This is a genomic window from Hydrogenophaga sp. UC242_53, from assembly GCF_042696965.1.
Lineage (GTDB): Bacteria > Pseudomonadota > Gammaproteobacteria > Burkholderiales > Burkholderiaceae_C > Hydrogenophaga.
In genome coordinates this window covers 2,252,428-2,267,961 of sequence record NZ_CP170552.1, presented here as the reverse complement: position 1 = coordinate 2,267,961, position 15,534 = coordinate 2,252,428, and the positions used below count along the sequence as shown (strand labels likewise).

The following is a 15,534-nucleotide window of genomic DNA, read 5'->3' as shown; positions in this document are numbered from 1 at the left end:
GCATGCAACAGACCCCCACGTCCTTTGTGCGTGAGTACCTCACCGACCTGCAGGACCGCATCGTCTCCACCGTGGCGCTGGTCGATGGGGGCAGTTTCGTGGTGGACCGCTGGACCAAGCCGGCCGGCGAGCCGCTGCAGGGCAGTGGGGTCACGCAGATCCTCGAGGACGGTGCCGTCTTCGAGCGCGCGGGCTGCGGTTTTTCCCATGTCACCGGGCCCCGCCTGCCACCTTCGGCCACGCAGCACCGGCCCGAGCTGAGCGGTGCACCCTTCGAGGCCATGGGTGTTTCGCTGGTGTTCCACCCGCGCAATCCTTATGTGCCCACGGTGCACATGAACGTGCGCATGATCGCTGCCACGCCCGAGGGTGGCGAGCCCGTGTGCTGGTTCGGCGGCGGGATGGACCTGACGCCGTACTACGGTTTTGAAGAGGACGCGGTGCATTTCCATCGCTCGGCGAAAAACGCGCTCGATCCCTTCGGCGTGGACAAGTACCCGCGCTTCAAGACCTGGTGCGACGAGTATTTCTATCTCAAGCACCGCGATGAGCAGCGCGGCATCGGCGGGGTGTTCTTCGACGATTTCTCCGAGTTGGGCTTCGATGGCAGCTTCGCCATGATGAGTTCGGTGGGTGACGCCTTCCTGGACGCCTATCTGCCCATCGTCGACCGCCGCAAGAACACGCCCTACGGCGAGCGCGAGCGCAGCTTCCAGCTGTACCGGCGCGGCCGCTACGTGGAGTTCAACCTCGTCTGGGATCGGGGCACGCATTTCGGGCTGCAGTCCGGCGGACGGGCCGAATCGATCCTGCTGTCCATGCCGCCGCTGGTGAGCTGGGCCTACAACCGCAAGACGAAAAAAGGCACGCCGGAAGACCGGTTGTACAAGGAGTTCCTGGTGCGCAAGGACTGGATCTGATGGCTTCTACCTCGCCACCCCGGCGCGTGGGCATGTTCGGTGGGGCGTTCGACCCCCCGCATTGGGCGCACCGTGCGCTGGCCGAAACCGCGCTCAACCAACTTGGCCTCGATGCGCTGCACATCCTGCCCACGGGCCATGCCTGGCACAAGTCGCGCGTGCTGTCGCCCGCCGATGACCGCGTGGCGATGTGCGAACTCGCCTTTGGCGATCTGCCGCACGTGCAGCTGGACCAGCGCGAAATCCACCGCGAAGGCCCGAGCTACACCGCCGACACCTTGCGCGAACTCAAGCGCGAGTACCCGCAGGCCCAGCTGTTCCTGATCCTCGGCGCCGACCAGTTGCTGGCGTTCAAGAACTGGGTGCGCTGGCAGGAGGTGCTCGATCTGGCCACGCTGGCCGTGGCGAACCGGGCCACCAACATCGGTGCCGACGCCCCCCTGGACCAGGCCACCGAAACCGACCTCTCCAGCGTCGATCTTCCCTTCGAGCTGCTCAACATGCCCCTGAAGAACATCAGCGCGACGGCCGTGCGCGCCCGCGTGGGCCAACCCGCGCAGAGCACCGGCGCGCTGGATGTTCTGGTGCCCGAGCCCGTCGCACGCTATATTTCACAACACCACCTCTACCAGCCTCCTACATGACCAGCGAAACCACAGCCAAGAAAGACATCCAGCGACTCCAGAGGGCCATCGTCGATGGGCTCGAGGACGTCAAGGGTCAGGACATCGTGGTTTTCAACACCGAGCACCTCTCCCCCTTGTTCGAGCGGGTCATCGTGGCCAGCGGCACGTCCAACCGCCAGACCAAGGCACTCGCCGCCAGCGTGCGCGATGCCGTGCGTGAAGCGGGTTTCGACAAGCCGCGCATCGAGGGCGAAGACAACGGCGAATGGATCATCGTGGACTGCGGCGCCGCCGTGGCGCACGTGATGCAGCCCGTGATCCGCCAGTACTACCGCCTGGAAGAGATCTGGGGCGCCAAGCCCGTGCGCCTCAAGCACGGCACGGAAAAGCCTGCCGCGCCGGCCAAGCCCGCCGCGAAGAAGAAGGCCGCCAAGGCGCCTGAGGCCGCCCCCGTTGCGGCCAGGAAGGTGGTGCGCAAGACGGCCGCCAAGGCCGCGCCGCCTGCGCCCGCGAAGAAGAGCCCGGCCAGCACCAGCAAGGCCGCCGCACCCAAGCGCGGCGCCACCGCTGCCAAGAAGGCGCCCCTGCCCAAGGTGGTGGTCGGCAAACCCGTGCGCAAGAAGACCGCGAAACCCGCCGCCAAGTCGGTCGGCCGAAACCCGCGGCCAGGAAAACCAGCCAACCGGCCGCCAAGAAGAAGGCATGAGGCTGCTGATCGTCGCGGTCGGGCAGCGGGTGCCTGACTGGGCCCAGACCGCCTACGACGATTACGCCAAACGCTTTCCACCCGAGCTGCGGGTGGAACTCAAGTCCGTCAAGACCGAGCCGCGCGGCTCCAAGACCCTGGAGACGCTGCTCGCGGCCGAGCGCGAGCGCATCGAGGCCGCCATTCCCCGTGGCAGCCGCGTGGTCGCGCTCGATGAACGCGGCACCACGCTCACCACCAAGGCCCTGGCGCAACAACTGCAGCAGTGGCAGCTGGAGGGCGACGACGTTGCCCTGGTGATCGGTGGGCCCGACGGCCTGGAGCCGGCTTTCCGCGCCGCGGCCCACCAGCGCATCCGACTGTCCGACCTGACCCTGCCGCACGCCATGGTGCGGGTGCTGCTGATCGAGCAGCTGTACCGGGCCTGGTCGGTCAACGCCAACCATCCCTATCACCGCGAATGACCGATTTCATCTACCTGGCGTCCCAGAGCCCGCGCCGCCGGCAGCTGCTGGAACAGTGGGGCGTGCGCTGCGAGCTGCTGTTGCCCGATGCCGAGGAAGACGTGGAGACGCTGGAAGCCGTGCTGCCCGGTGAAGCACCCACCGCCTATGTGCAGCGGGTCACCGCGCTCAAGCTGGAAGCCTCTCTGGCGCGTCTGAAGCGCCGCCGCCTGCCGAATGCGCCCGTGCTGTGCGCGGACACCACCGTGGCGCTGGGCCGCCGCATCCTTGGCAAACCCGCCGATGAAGCCGAGGCCGCCCGCATGCTGGCCGATCTGGCGGGCCAGCAGCACCGGGTGCTGACGGCGGTCGCCGTGGGCAAGTCGGGTGCCCGGGGCGATCGCACCTGGGCGGCCTTGTCCACGTCCCGGGTCACGTTCGAACCGCTGAGCGCCGCGCAGATCCGCCGCTACGTCGCCACCGGCGAGCCCATGGGCAAGGCCGGCGCCTACGGCATCCAGGGGCGCGCGGGTTTGTGGGTCAGCCACATCAGCGGCAGTTATTCGGGCATCATGGGCTTGCCTGCGCACGAGACAGCGCAGGTGCTGCACGCCGCGGGCGTGCGGTTGATCTGAGACACCACACGCCACGGAGAAGGGCTTCATGAGCCAGGACATTCTGATCAATTGGTCTCCCCAGGAGACGCGCGTGGCCGTGGTGGAGCAGGGGGCCGTGCAGGAGGTGCACCTGGAGCGCACCCTGGAACGCGGCCTCGTGGGCAACATCTACCTGGGCAAGGTGTCGCGCGTGCTGCCCGGCATGCAGTCGGCCTTCATCGACATCGGCCTGGACCGGGCGGCCTTTCTCCATGTGGCCGATCTGATGCCCAACATCGCGGCCAAACACGCCACGCCGCGCGAACGTCCCCTGACGCCGTCGACCAGCGAGGTGGATCCGGCGGCAGCCGGGGCACCTCCCGTCAATGCCGGCGCCAAGCTGCTCGCGCCCAATCCCGTGCTGCCCATCGAGCGCCAGATCTTCGAGGGCCAGGCCCTGATGGTGCAGGTGCTCAAGGACCCGATCGGCACCAAGGGCGCGCGCCTCACGGCCCAGATCAGCATCGCCGGCCGCCTGCTGGTGTTCCTGCCGCAGGACAACCACATCGGTGTGTCGCAGAAGATCCCGCCCGCCCAGCGCGAGGCCTTGCGCCAGCGGCTCGTGCGGTTGACCGCCACCGCCGACGGCAGCCCAGCGGGCGGCTTCATCCTGCGCACCAACGCCGAGGACGCCACCGACGAGGAACTGGTGGACGACACCGCCTACCTGCGCAAGACCTGGCTGCGCATCAAGGAAGCCGCCACGCGCCAGCCGCCGGCCACCTTGCTGCACGAGGACCTGAACCTGATGCAGCGCGTGCTGCGCGACCTGGTGGGCGCCGAGACGCAATCGATTCGCATCGATTCGCGCGAGCAGCACGGGCTGCTGGTGGGTTTCGCGGCCGAGTTCATGCCCGATACCGTCGGCAAGCTGCAGCACTACAGCGGCGAGCGCCCGATCTTCGACCTGTTCAGCATCGACGAGGACATCGCCCGCGCGCTCAGCCGCCGGGTGGACCTGAAGTCGGGCGGCTACCTGGTGATCGACCAGACCGAGGCCCTGACCACGGTGGACGTGAACACCGGTGGTTTCGTGGGCGCGCGCAATTTCGACGACACCGTGTTCCGCACCAACCTGGAAGCGGCCCAGGCCATCGCGCGCCAGCTGCGCCTGCGCAACCTGGGCGGCATCGTGATCGTGGATTTCATCGACATGGTGCGCGACGACCACCGCGAGGCGGTCCTCACCGAGTTTCGCAAGCAACTCGCGCGCGACCGCGTGAAGACCATGACAGGGGGGTTTTCTCAGCTCGGCCTGGTGGAGATGACGCGCAAGCGCACGCGCGAATCCCTGGCCCACATGCTGAGCGAGTCCTGCGAGGCCTGCAGCGGGCGGGGCGCGGTGAAGACGGCGCGCAGCGTCTGCTACGACATCCTGCGCGAGATCCTGCGCGAGGCGCGTGCCTTCAACCCGCGCGAATTCCGGGTGGTGGGATCGCCCAAGGTGATCGAGCTGTTCCTGGACGAGGAGCGTGCCCACCTGGCGGGCCTGTCGGACTTCATCGGCAAGCCGATCTCCCTGCAGAGCGAGAGCTCGATGACGCAGGAGCAGTACGACATCGTGCTGCTATAGGAATCCCCCTGCGCCGCCTTCGGCGTCACCCCCCAGGGGCAACACCTGCGGCCCGGCAAAGCCGGTTCCGCGGTGTTTCTGGAAGGGGGGCTTTCTCCGGCCTACACCTCTGGCCGAAAACTTTGCGCGTGCAGGCGCGCGTACAGCCCGTCGGCCTGCAGCAGCTCGCGGTGCGAGCCCTGTTCCCGGATGCGGCCGTCGGCCAGCACGATCACGCGGTCCGCGTGCTCGATGGTGGAGAGGCGGTGCGCGATCACCAGGGTGGTGCGGCCCTTCATGAGGCGGGCCAGGGCGTCCTGCACCAGCCGTTCCGACTCGTTGTCCAGTGCCGAGGTGGCTTCGTCCAGGATCAGCACGGGCGCGTCCTTGTAGATCGCGCGGGCGATCGCCAGGCGCTGGCGCTGGCCGCCCGAGAGCTCGGCCGCGTTGTGGCCCACGGTGCTGTGGATGCCCTGGGGCAGGCGCTGGATGAGCTCGCCGAGGTTGGCCGAGACGAGCGCCGCGCGCACGCGCATTTCATCGATCTGATCGTCCGCCGCCCCCAGCGCCACGTTGGCGGCCAGCGTGTCGTTGAGCATCACCACGTCCTGGCTCACCATGGCGTACTGGCGGCGCAGGCTGCGCAGCTCCCATTCGGGAAGCGGCACGCCGTCGAGCAGCACCTCGCCGCGCTCGATTTCGACGAAGCGCGGCAGCAGGTTCACCAGCGTGGTCTTGCCCGAACCCGAGGGGCCCACGAAGGCCACCACCTCGCCGGGCCGGATGTCCAGCGACACCCCCCTGAGGGCGATCAGGCTGTCGTCGTCCCCACGGGCGGGGCCGCCGTCTTTCGCGGGGTAACGCACCCAGACGTCGCGCAGCGAAATCGAGCCCGAGACCCGGTCGGCGGCGTGCCTGCCACCGGTCTGCTCGGGCGTGTGCTCGATGAGTTCCAGGCCCCGTTCGAGCGCGGCCAGCCCGCGCGTGATGGGCGCGGCGATCTCGGCGAGGTGCCGGATGGGGGTGATCAGCATCAGCATCGCGGTGACGAAGGCCACGAAGTTGCCCACCGTCACGCCGCTGGTGCTGCTCTGCCAGAGCGCCACCGCGATCACGGCCGACAGCGCGGCAGACGCCAGCAGCTGGGTCAGGGGGGTCATGGCGGCCGAGGAGATGGTGGACTTGAGCGCCAGGCGCCGCAGGGCCATGCTCAGGCGGTCGAACCGCTGGCTCTGCCGTGCCTGGGCGCCGTGCAGGCGCACCATGCGGTGGGCGAGCACGTTTTCTTCCACCACATACGCCAGTTCGTCGGTGGCCTGCTGGCTGTCGCGGGTCAGCTTGTAGAAGCGGCGCGAGAGCACCCGCATGATCAGGATCAGACCTGGAAAGACCATCAGCACGATGAGCGTGAGTTTCCAGTTCAGGTAGAGCAGGTAGCCCATGAGGGCCACCACGGCCAGGCTGTCCTTGGTGAGCGTGAGGAAGGCCGTCACCAGCAACTGCGAGCCGGTCTGCACCTCGTACACCAGGGTGTTGGAGAGCTTGCTGGCGTTTTGCCGTGCAAACAGGGTCATCTGGGCGTCGTTGAGCTTGACGAACATGGCGCGGCGCAGGTTCAGCAGGCCCAGGCTGGCCGTGTACGACAGCGCGTACTGGGCGGTGAAGCCGGCCACGCCCCGAATGCCGAACAGCCCCATCAGCGCCACCGGCACCATCCACAGCTCGACATTGCCCTGGGCGAAGCCGCGGTCCAGCAGGGTCTTCAGCAGGGCGGGGATCAGGGGCTCGGTCAGCGCCCCGATCAGGGCGCGACGGCCGCGAGGACAATGCCGGTCTTGGCCGAGCGGAAGTAGGGCCACAGGCGCAACAGGCGCTGCGTGAGGGTGCCGTCCAGGGGCTTTTGCGGTTGGGCGGTATCGGTCAAGGGCAGGTCGCTTCAGGAAATCTTGCAGATCGGCGGAACAATGTGGCGCCACGGGAATCAAGCATCGGATGCATGCCGGGCAGGCAGCGGCGTGCACACATCTTGTCACGGAAGGCCCAGTGCCCTCCGTTATTATCAGTTGGTTGGCTGCGACGCATTCTCAGCGCCGCAACCCAAGGCACAGGCGACACACACAGGATGCTGGATTTGACTCGACACGACATGCAGGCCCCCCTTCCCAGGCGATCCGTTCTCGGGCTCGTTTCCTCCTTACCCCTGCTGACCTGGCCGCTGTCGTCCGCTCACGCCCAGTTCCGGGTGGAAGTGGCGGGTGTGGGCCTGACGCAGTTCCCGTTTTCCGTGGTCGGATTCCGCGGCAACGACGTTGCGCAGCGAAAACATCGCCGCCATCGTGCGCGCCGACCTGGAGCGCAGCGGCCAGTTCCGTTTTGTCGATCCGGTGTCCGGTGGTCTGGACGAAACCTCGCGCCCCGACCTCGGCCCCTGGCGCGAACGCGGTTCGGATTCGCTGTTGACCGGCAGCGTCACCCGCCTGGCCGACGGCCGCTTCGACGTGCGCTTCCGCCTTTGGGACGTGGTGCGCGGGCAGGACCTCGGCGGCCTGAGCTACCCCGTGGGCGCCACCGACCTGCGCCTGGCAGCCCACCGCATCGCCGACCATGTGTTCGAGAAGATCACCGGCGTCAAGGGCGTGTTCTCCACCCGCATCGCCTACGTCACCAAGGCCGGCCAGCGCTACAACCTCTGGGTGGCCGATGCCGACGGCGAGAACGCGCGCGCCGCGCTCACCAGCCCCGAGCCCATCATCTCGCCGAGCTGGGCGCCTGGAGGCGGCCAACTGGCCTATGTGTCGTTCGAGGCCCGCAAGCCGGTGATCTACGCGCACGACGTCGCCACCGGCAAGCGCCGCCTGCTGGCCAACTTCAAGGGCTCCAACAGCGCGCCGTCCTGGTCGCCCGACGGCCGCTCGGTGGTGCGCAGCGCTCTCGATCTCGGGCAACGCCCAGATCTACACCATGGACGCCAACGGCGGTGAGCCCCGGCGCCTGAGCCAGTCGGCCAGCATCGACACCGAGCCCGTGTTCAGTCCGGATGGCAAGAGCATCTATTTCGTGAGCGACCGGGGCGGCTCCCCGCAGGTCTACCGCATGGGTGCGCAGGGCGGCAATGCCCAGCGCCTCACGTTCACCGGCAACTACAACATCTCGCCCGCGCCGAGCCCGGACGGCCGCTGGCTCGCCTTCATCTCCCGCATCAACGGCGCCTTCCGTCTGCACGTGATGGACCTGGGCAGTGGCACCGTCACCGCCCTGAGCGAGTCCAGCGGCGACGAAAGCCCGAGCTTCGCGGCCAACAGCCGCATGATCATCTACGCCACCCGCGACAAGGGCCAGGAAGCGCTCATGACCACCACCGTCGACGGTCGCATCAAGACCCGGCTGGCTGGTGCCCAGGGCGACATCCGCGAACCCGAATGGGGCCCCTTCCTCAAATGAGCGGCAGCGCACAGCGAGTCTGAGCCGCGTCCGCTATCGTCCATCCAGCTTCTTTTCTATCTCCCAAAGGAATTTCCCATGTCCAACAACAACACTTCCGCCAACTCGTTTCCTCGCACCTCGGGCCGCTGGCTGCGCCTGATCGCCGGTATCAGCCTGGTGGCAGCCCTGGCGGCCTGCAGCTCCGGCGTGAAGCTCGACAACGTGCCGGTGGAAGACCGCACGGGTTCGGCCGCCGGTGCCGGTGGCACGGGGGGCCAATCGGGCGCGGTGGATCCGCGTGGTGTTTCGGGCGTGTCGGTCAATGGTGCGGACTCGGCCCAGCCGAACGCCCTGAGCCGCGTGATCTACTTCGACTACGACAGCTTCGAAGTGAAGGCCGAGTCGGCCGCCACGCTGGAAGCCAATGCGCGCTACCTCAACGCCAACCGCACGCGCCGCGTGAACCTCGAAGGCCACACCGACGAGCGCGGCGGCCGTGAGTACAACCTGGCCCTGGGTCAGAAGCGCGCCGAATCCGTGCGCCGCGCCCTGTCGCTGCTGGGCGTGCCCGAGACCCAGATGGAAGCCGTGAGCTTCGGCGAAGAGAAGCCCGCTCAGACCGGTTTTGACGAAGCGGCGTTCAGCAAGAACCGCCGCGTTGAACTGACCTACCGTTGAGCCCCATGGTGACCCGCTTGCGTTTTGCCTCCAGCCTGCTGGGTGCGGGCTCCCTGGCGGCGGCCGCGTTGTGGCCGCTGCAGGCACACGCCCTGTTTGGCGACGATGAAGCCCGCCGGGCCATCATCGAATTGCGCCAGAAGGTCGATGCCAACCAGCAGGCCGACGAAGCCGCCAAAACCGAGGCTCGCGAAAGCAACGCGGCCACCCGCCGCAGCCTGCTCGAACTCTCCAACCAGATCGAGCAGTTGCGCGCCGAGCTCGCCCGCATGCGCGGGCAGAACGAGCAACTGGCCCGCGAAGTGTCGGAGTTGCAGCGCCAGCAGAAGGACGTGCAGGCGGGCGTGGACGAGCGCTTGCGCAAGGTGGAGCCGCTGCGCATCGATCACGATCGCCAGAGCTTCACGGTCGCACCCAACGAAAAGCGCGACTTCGATGCCGCCATGGACCTGCTGCGCAAATCCGAGTTCGGCCCGGCGGCGAGCGCGTACAACGCCTTCCTGGTGCGCTATCCCGCCAGCGGCTACCGGCCTTCGGTGCTGTACTGGCTGGGCAACGCGCAGTACGCGAGCCGTGCCTACAAGGAAGCGGTGGACACCCACCGCCGCCTGGTGACCGAGTTCCCGACCCACATGCGCACGCCCGAAGCCATGCTGGCCATGGCCAACAGCCAGATCGAACTCAAGGACACCAAGGGCTCGCGCAAGACGCTCGAGGATCTGGTGAAGGCGCATCCGAACTCGGAAGCCGCCGCGGCTGGCCGCGAACGCCTCGCGCGCCTGCGCTGAGGCGCAGGGCACACGGCACCAGCGCGGTGCCGTGGCCTTCGCCGGGTGAGGGAGTTGGCCGCCTCCTACAATGGCGGCCATGGAAATTGCCGACTTTCTCAAACTGCAGACCCAGGTTCTCTGGGCTGCCTTCGCCGTGGCCGTGGCCTTTGGCTTCATCGCCCAGCGCACCCATTTCTGCACCATGGGCGCGATCAGCGACATCGTCAACATGGGCGATTGGACCCGCATGCGCATGTGGGGCATGGCCGTCGGCGTGGCCGTGCTCGGCTTCTACGGCATGGCGTGGCTGGGCTGGATCGACGCGGGCAAATCCATCTACACCTCCGGCCGGATCATCTGGCTCTCGGCCCTGGTGGGCGGCGCGCTGTTCGGTTTCGGCATGGTGCTGGCCTCGGGATGCGGCAGCAAGACGCTGGTGCGCATTGGCGCGGGCAGCCTGAAGTCCCTGGTCGTCTTCTTCGTGATGGGTTTTGCCGCCTTCGCGACCCTGCGGGGGGTGCTGGCCGTGCTGCGCGTCAACACGGTGGACAAGGTGGCTTTCGACATCCCTGCCGGTGGCGCCATTCCCATGTGGGTGTCCAGCGGGCTGGGCATGGAGCCCGCGCTCGCCGGCCTGTTGCTGGCGGTGCTGGTGGGGGGCGCGCTGGTGGTGTGGGCGCTGCTCGGCACCGAGTTCCGCAGCTTCAACAATGTGCTGGGGGGCCTGGGCATTGGCCTGGTGATCGTGGCCATGTGGTGGGTCAGCGGCCACCTGGGCTTCGTGGCCGAACACCCCGAGACGCTCGATGCGGTCTACCTGGCCTCCAACTCGGGGCGCATGGAGTCGCTCACCTTCACCGCGCCGATGGCCTACACGCTGGACTGGATCATCTTCTTCAGCGACACGTCCAAGTTGCTCACCTTCGGCGTGGTCACCGTCGCGGGCGTGGTCGTGGGCTCGCTCGCCTGTGCCTTGATCGAAGGCAGCTTCCGCTGGGAAGGCTTTCGCAGCACGCAGGACACCGCATTGCACATCGCGGGCGCGGCCTGCATGGGGGTGGGTGGCGTGACCGCCCTGGGCTGTACCGTGGGGCAGGGTCTGTCAGGCCTGTCCACCCTGAGCTTCCTCAGCATGATCGCCGTCACCGGCATCGTGCTCGGCGCCATCGGCGGTTTCCGCTTCCAGATGTGGCTGCTGGACCGCGAGTGAGCGCCCTCACGCCCGAGGTGTTCGAACGCCGCTTCGGCGGGCTTCGGCGCCTGTATGGCGTTGAAGGCGCGCAGCGCATCTTCGATGCCCATGTGGCGGTGGTCGGCATCGGCGGGGTGGGGTCCTGGGCGGTCGAAGCACTGGCGCGCAGCGGCGTCCGGCGGCTCACGCTGATCGACCTGGACCACGTGTCCGAGTCCAACATCAACCGCCAGATCCACGCGCTGGAGCCCACGCTGGGGCAAGCCAAGGCCGACGCCATGCGCGAACGCATCGCGCTCTTCCACCCCGACTGTGTGGTCGATGTGATCGACGAGTTCGTGACACCGGACAACTGGCCCGGCCTGCTGGAGGCACTGCCTCAGGGCGCGGGGCAACTGTCCGCGCTGATCGATGCCTGCGACCAGGTGCGCGCCAAGACCACGCTGGCGGATTGGTCGGTGTCTCAGGGTGTGCCCTTCGTGACGGTGGGCGCTGCGGGGGGCAAACGCCTGGCCCAGGCCGTGGAGGTGGCCGACCTGGCCGACACCACGCACGACCCCTTGCTGGCCCAGCTGCGCTACCGGTTGCGCAAGCAACATGGCGGCTCACGCACCGGCCGGATGGGAGTGGCCTGCGTGTTCAGCCGGGAGGCGGTGGCACCGCCGGATGCATCCTGCGGGCTGGACGACAACGATGGCTCGCTCAATTGCCACGGCTATGGTTCGGCCGTGAGCGTGACCGCCACATTTGGCCTGTGCGCCGCAGGCTGGGTGATGAATACACTGGCCGCTGACGCAAAAAAAACGCGGCATCTTCAAAGACCCGTAACAACCACGCTATAATTTGAGGCTTGGCGCAGCAGTCGACAAGACTCGAATCCAGTGCAGGTCACTGGCATTCACGCAGAATCCCTTCGGGGGCGTTAGCTCAGTTGGTAGAGCAGCGGACTCTTAATCCGTAGGTCGAGTGTTCGAGTCACTCACGCCCCACCACCGTTTTTCAGCGGTTGCCCCACGGCAGCCAGACCATTTTTGATGGGACGTTAGCTCAGTTGGTAGAGCAGCGGACTTTTAATCCGTTGGTCGGCAGTTCGAGCCTGCCACGTCCTACCAAAGATCTAGGGGCTTAGCCGCAGGGCTAAGCCCCTTTTTCTTGTCTCCGCGCGATCGGTCGCCGTCTCATCGAAGTGCAAGATGGCCGTGGTGTCTTCGTTGGGCGCCAGGGTGATCCGGAAGTCGCCCTGCAGGCTTCGCATCACGCGTTGACAGAGCACCAGGCCCATGCCAAGACCTCCCGAACCCTGGGAGCGGCTGGCGGCCAGCGCATCCAGGGCCTCGGCGGGTGGACGCCTTCCGTTGTGCGATAGGCGAATGCAGGCCTCGCCTTCGTGAAGACCCACGGTGATTCGCAGGCGTGGCTGTGCCATGCCCTGCAAGGCGCTCAGCGCCGTGCGCATCAGGGTGCAGAGCACCAGATGCAACAACCCGGCCTTCGAAGGAAGCGGGAAATCGTGCCCGACGTCGATCGAGATCCAGTCGCGCTCCTCGCCCACAAAGGGATAGCCTTCCAGCATCACCCACACCCGCCCGGAGGCCGAGCTGGGGGCCGATTCCCCACGGATACACGCGTTTTGGGCCGTTTCCGCGAGCCACGTCATCAGGGACTGGCAATGCCTTGCACTTCGTTCGGTGACTTCCAGCGCCTGTCTCACGGCGCCCGTGGGAGCCGGTTCCGTGGAGAAGGCGCCCAAGCGATGGGTCATCGCATGGGTGTAGCCCTGGATCAGGGACAGCGGGGTGTTGATTTCGTGGGCAAGGAAGGCGAGTGCATCGCGCAAGCCCGTACCACCGTCCTCGCATCGCAGCGATTCCAGACGCCGTCTGGTGTACAGGTCCATCGCCGCACGAAGGTGTTGGTCCGTTGTGTGGGGCTCCAGGGGCTTTTGCAGGATTCGGAACACCGATGTCTCGTTGATTGCCGCGAAATCGGCTCGTGGGTCATGCCCATCGGTGATCAGCAGACGGACCAGATGGCCATGGCGCGTCTGGTCGTTGTGCGACAGCCTGGACGCCATGCGCCGCAGCATGCGGTGGTCGGCCGCGATCACCGCCAGGCCAAGGCTCGGGCGGCGCAGGAGCTGCAAGGCCTCGTCTTCGTCACGCGCGACACGGACAGGCCAGCCCTCCGCGTGCATCGCATGTGGCAATGGCGTCGGGTCCACCCACAGGATTTCGGGTGAGCAGGGCTGGGTGCTCATGCCTCAATCCTCGGAAGGAAGCACGTCGAACCCGGTGTCGAAGCGCAAGGGGACTTGAGGGTGCTGCTGGATGAACTCGTGCACGGAGCCCTTGCGGGAGTTCTTGGCGTGGTACATCGCGCGGTCCGCCAGTTGCAGCAGCGTCTTGCTGGAGCGGCCGTGCAGCGGGGCGTAGCCGTTCACGCCGGTGCGCAGCAACTGCCACAGCTCCCACCCGGGACGGTCGCGGTGGCGCAGCGCGGACTGTCGGCGCCAAAGGTCGGGGCGCGAGAAGGTGCAGGCCATGAGCTTGCGTTGCTCGGCGACGTCGAGCGGATCGATCTGGACGCCCAGCGAGGTGCCGCGAAGGCGGGAAATGATCGCGGGGAATGCGTGCCAGGCCCGTCCGTCGTGCAGGTGCACATGGCAAGCCTGGCCCGGTTGACAGGGCAGAGCGGCCAAGATCTCCAGTCCCACGCCTTCGAGCGAGAAATCGACCAGGCTGGCGTGGAGTGGCGAAGCGCCGTTCACCTGCAAACGGGCCGGCAGGCGGTGGGCGAGCCGGATCCGTGGTGCGCTTCGGACCTGGCGGGTCTCGGTGCGCACGCGCACCGCGACGCCCAGCAGCAGGAGGTTGAACACCGCCCACCCCATGTTCAGGGACACCGCGGTGCTGTCGAGCCGGGCGCTCTGCATCAGGCTGCGCCACGCCGAACAGCAAGGCGAGCAGGTTGACCGAGATGAGAACGACGTAGGGCGTGGCGATGTGCCAGTCGAAGAACTCGTGTTCGATGCGGCCGCCTTTGGCCGTGACATTGAAGCGGCCCAGGCGCGGCGCGATGAGCGCCACAAGGGTGGGGCGCATGATGTACCAGGCGAGCACGGTTTCGTACACGCTGCCCCAGGAGGAGGCGCGAAACGGTCCCATCACCCGCTTCTCGAAGATCTTTCCCATCAACAGGTGCGGCAGCAGGTAGGCCATCAGGGTCGGCACGGCGGCATCGAGCAACTGCAGGCCGAACACGAGGTAGGCGATGGGTGCGGTCAACAGGATCAGACGAGGCAATCCATTGAAGAACTGCAGCATGGCGTTGCAGTAGCACAGGCGCTGCATCAGGGTGAGCCCCCTGCCTCGCAGGGGGTTGTCGAGCCGGAATATCTGGGCCATGCCCCGCGCCCAGCGGATGCGCTGTCCGATGTGGCCGGCGAGACTCTCCGTGGCGAGCCCTGCGGCGAGGATGCGCGGGAGGTAGGTGGTCGTGTAGCCCAGGCGATGCAGTTTCAGCGCGGTGTGCGCGTCTTCGGTGACGGTCTCCACCGCGATCCCGCCGATGGCCTCCAGGGCGCTGCGGCGCAGGACCGCGCACGACCCGCAGAAGAAGGTGGCGTTCCAGAGGTCATTGCCGCTCTGCACGGGTCCGTAGAAGAGTTTTCCTTCGTTGGGGATGCCACGTTCCAGGCGCGTGTTGCGCTCCATGGGGTCTTGTGAGAACAGGTGATGCGGCGTCTGCACCATGGCGCAGTCGGGCTTGTCGACCAGCCAACCCATGGTGGCGCGCAGGAAGTCCCGCACCGGGATGTGGTCGCAGTCGAAGATGGCGACGAATTCGCCCGATGTCCGCCCCAGTGCGTGGTTGATGTTGCCGGCTTTGGCATGGCGGTTGTCCGTGCGGCGCACGTAGTTCACGCCCACGGCGCGGGCGAAGGCCGCGAATTCGTCGCGCCGGCCGTCGTCGAGCAGGTGGATGTGCAGCTTGTCGGCCGGCCAGTCCAGGTTCTGAGCCGCCAGCAAGGTGGGACGCACCACGTGCAGCGGCTCGTTGTAGGTGGGGATGAAGACGTCCACATGCGGCAGTTCGGCCGCGGGCCGGTGGACCGGTGCTTTCGCGCGCCGGAGGGGCCAAGCCGCCTGCGCGTGGCTGAGCAGCAGCACCAGCCAGTAGTAGACCTCGGCCATGAGCAGCAACAGGCCGATCACGGTTTCCGCGACACCATTGAACTGCAGGGTTTGCGTGACCCGCCACCAGGCGTATCGGCCCGCGAGCAGCACGGAAATCCCCATGAGAAGCAGCACCTGTGAGCGGTCATCGGAACCCCTGGGCGCGCTGGCGCACAGCCCGGCCACGGCCAGCAAGGCACCCCCCAGCAGGCATTGCTGCGCGTTCGAGGTGGGTGTGAGCACCATCGCCATCAGGATGAGCAGCCCCAGGCAGGTCGCGGCCCGCCAGGCCAGCTCGGGCGGATGGGCCATCCAGGGGTGCTCGGCGGCCTTGCGGCCGGCTGGGAGGCGCCTGCGCGCGGCAGCCAGGCGCGCAGGCTGGTACCCGGTCAC

Annotated in this window: 12 protein-coding genes, 2 tRNA genes and 3 pseudogenes; 13 read left to right on the top strand and 4 right to left on the bottom strand. The window is 67.3% G+C overall.

The annotated features are described in order from the left end of the window. Positions 1-2: 2 nt before the first annotated feature. From hemF to ACFJI0_RS11280, 6 genes are read left to right on the top strand one after another with little or no spacing between them, the layout of a single operon-like run. Positions 3-920 carry an oxygen-dependent coproporphyrinogen oxidase gene (hemF, locus tag ACFJI0_RS11305; RefSeq protein ID WP_382325624.1) on the top strand — a complete coding sequence of 306 codons (918 nt, stop codon included), beginning with the start codon at positions 3-5 and terminating at the stop codon, positions 918-920. Further along, positions 920-1,564: a nicotinate (nicotinamide) nucleotide adenylyltransferase gene (nadD, locus tag ACFJI0_RS11300; protein ID WP_382157706.1), complete on the top strand. Its 645-nt coding sequence runs from the start codon at positions 920-922 to the stop codon at positions 1,562-1,564. The genes hemF and nadD overlap by 1 nt, the downstream gene beginning before the upstream one ends. Beyond that, positions 1,561-2,289 (top strand): ribosome silencing factor, encoded by a 729-nt coding sequence (gene rsfS, locus ACFJI0_RS11295; protein WP_382324989.1) that lies wholly within the window; start codon positions 1,561-1,563, stop codon positions 2,287-2,289. Before nadD ends, rsfS begins: the two co-directional genes overlap by 4 nt. Then, positions 2,249-2,716 (top strand): 23S rRNA (pseudouridine(1915)-N(3))-methyltransferase RlmH, encoded by a 468-nt coding sequence (gene rlmH, locus ACFJI0_RS11290; protein ID WP_291117046.1) that lies wholly within the window; start codon positions 2,249-2,251, stop codon positions 2,714-2,716. The genes rsfS and rlmH overlap by 41 nt, the downstream gene beginning before the upstream one ends. Continuing rightward, complete coding sequence (locus ACFJI0_RS11285) at positions 2,713-3,330, top strand: Maf family protein (protein ID WP_382157712.1); 618 nt, start codon at positions 2,713-2,715, stop codon at positions 3,328-3,330. The genes rlmH and ACFJI0_RS11285 overlap by 4 nt, the downstream gene beginning before the upstream one ends. A gap of 28 nt (positions 3,331-3,358) precedes the next feature. After that, positions 3,359-4,924 (top strand): ribonuclease E/G, encoded by a 1,566-nt coding sequence (locus ACFJI0_RS11280; RefSeq protein WP_382324987.1) that lies wholly within the window; start codon positions 3,359-3,361, stop codon positions 4,922-4,924. A gap of 101 nt (positions 4,925-5,025) precedes the next feature. Here the strand turns inward: ACFJI0_RS11280 and msbA are convergent. Continuing rightward, positions 5,026-6,833 (bottom strand): annotated as a pseudogene (msbA, locus tag ACFJI0_RS11275) (lipid A export permease/ATP-binding protein MsbA). A gap of 216 nt (positions 6,834-7,049) precedes the next feature. On the opposite strand from msbA, the pseudogene tolB reads away from it, so the two are divergent. The 7 genes and pseudogenes from tolB to ACFJI0_RS11240 all read left to right on the top strand — a co-directional run bounded on the left by tolB (position 7,050) and on the right by ACFJI0_RS11240 (position 12,078). Then, positions 7,050-8,344 (top strand): annotated as a pseudogene (gene tolB, locus ACFJI0_RS11270) (Tol-Pal system beta propeller repeat protein TolB). Positions 8,345-8,422: 78 nt separating this feature from the next. Continuing rightward, positions 8,423-9,004, top strand: a complete 582-nt coding sequence (gene pal, locus ACFJI0_RS11265; RefSeq protein WP_382324985.1) for a peptidoglycan-associated lipoprotein Pal — start codon at positions 8,423-8,425, stop codon at positions 9,002-9,004. A 5-nt stretch (positions 9,005-9,009) separates the two neighbouring features. Beyond that, positions 9,010-9,792 carry a tol-pal system protein YbgF gene (gene ybgF, locus ACFJI0_RS11260; protein WP_382324983.1) on the top strand — a complete coding sequence of 261 codons (783 nt, stop codon included), beginning with the start codon at positions 9,010-9,012 and terminating at the stop codon, positions 9,790-9,792. A 79-nt stretch (positions 9,793-9,871) separates the two neighbouring features. Continuing rightward, on the top strand, positions 9,872-10,984 hold the full coding sequence (locus ACFJI0_RS11255) for a YeeE/YedE family protein (protein ID WP_382324981.1): 1,113 nt from the start codon (positions 9,872-9,874) through the stop codon (positions 10,982-10,984). Continuing rightward, positions 10,981-11,808 carry a ThiF family adenylyltransferase gene (locus tag ACFJI0_RS11250; protein ID WP_382324979.1) on the top strand — a complete coding sequence of 276 codons (828 nt, stop codon included), beginning with the start codon at positions 10,981-10,983 and terminating at the stop codon, positions 11,806-11,808. Before ACFJI0_RS11255 ends, ACFJI0_RS11250 begins: the two co-directional genes overlap by 4 nt. A gap of 74 nt (positions 11,809-11,882) precedes the next feature. Further along, positions 11,883-11,958: transfer RNA gene (locus tag ACFJI0_RS11245), tRNA-Lys, on the top strand. A gap of 44 nt (positions 11,959-12,002) precedes the next feature. After that, a tRNA-Lys gene (locus ACFJI0_RS11240) sits at positions 12,003-12,078 on the top strand. Between the two features lie 5 nt (positions 12,079-12,083). Here the strand turns inward: ACFJI0_RS11240 and ACFJI0_RS11235 are convergent. The 3 genes and pseudogenes from ACFJI0_RS11235 to ACFJI0_RS11225 all read right to left on the bottom strand — a co-directional run. Beyond that, on the bottom strand, positions 12,084-13,223 hold the full coding sequence (locus tag ACFJI0_RS11235; RefSeq protein WP_382324977.1) for an ATP-binding protein: 1,140 nt from the start codon (positions 13,221-13,223) through the stop codon (positions 12,084-12,086). A 3-nt stretch (positions 13,224-13,226) separates the two neighbouring features. Continuing rightward, entirely contained in the window at positions 13,227-13,856 is a 630-nt protein-coding gene (locus ACFJI0_RS11230) for a PilZ domain-containing protein (protein ID WP_382325622.1), read from the bottom strand. A 103-nt stretch (positions 13,857-13,959) separates the two neighbouring features. After that, a pseudogene (locus ACFJI0_RS11225) lies at positions 13,960-15,387 on the bottom strand (glycosyltransferase); the annotation flags it as partial. Positions 15,388-15,534: the final 147 nt, after the last annotated feature.

Coding starts and splice junctions, on each gene's coding strand:
- ACFJI0_RS11285 (WP_382157712.1), top strand. CDS start 2,713: ATGACCGATTTCATCTACCTGGCGTCCCAGAGCCCGCGCCGCCGGCAG.
- rsfS (WP_382324989.1), top strand. CDS start 1,561: ATGACCAGCGAAACCACAGCCAAGAAAGACATCCAGCGACTCCAGAGG.
- nadD (WP_382157706.1), top strand. CDS start 920: ATGGCTTCTACCTCGCCACCCCGGCGCGTGGGCATGTTCGGTGGGGCG.
- pal (WP_382324985.1), top strand. CDS start 8,423: ATGTCCAACAACAACACTTCCGCCAACTCGTTTCCTCGCACCTCGGGC.
- hemF (WP_382325624.1), top strand. CDS start 3: ATGCAACAGACCCCCACGTCCTTTGTGCGTGAGTACCTCACCGACCTG.
- ACFJI0_RS11235 (WP_382324977.1), bottom strand. CDS start 13,223: ATGAGCACCCAGCCCTGCTCACCCGAAATCCTGTGGGTGGACCCGACG.
- rlmH (WP_291117046.1), top strand. CDS start 2,249: ATGAGGCTGCTGATCGTCGCGGTCGGGCAGCGGGTGCCTGACTGGGCC.
- ACFJI0_RS11255 (WP_382324981.1), top strand. CDS start 9,872: ATGGAAATTGCCGACTTTCTCAAACTGCAGACCCAGGTTCTCTGGGCT.
- ybgF (WP_382324983.1), top strand. CDS start 9,010: ATGGTGACCCGCTTGCGTTTTGCCTCCAGCCTGCTGGGTGCGGGCTCC.
- ACFJI0_RS11230 (WP_382325622.1), bottom strand. CDS start 13,856: ATGGGGTGGGCGGTGTTCAACCTCCTGCTGCTGGGCGTCGCGGTGCGC.
- ACFJI0_RS11280 (WP_382324987.1), top strand. CDS start 3,359: ATGAGCCAGGACATTCTGATCAATTGGTCTCCCCAGGAGACGCGCGTG.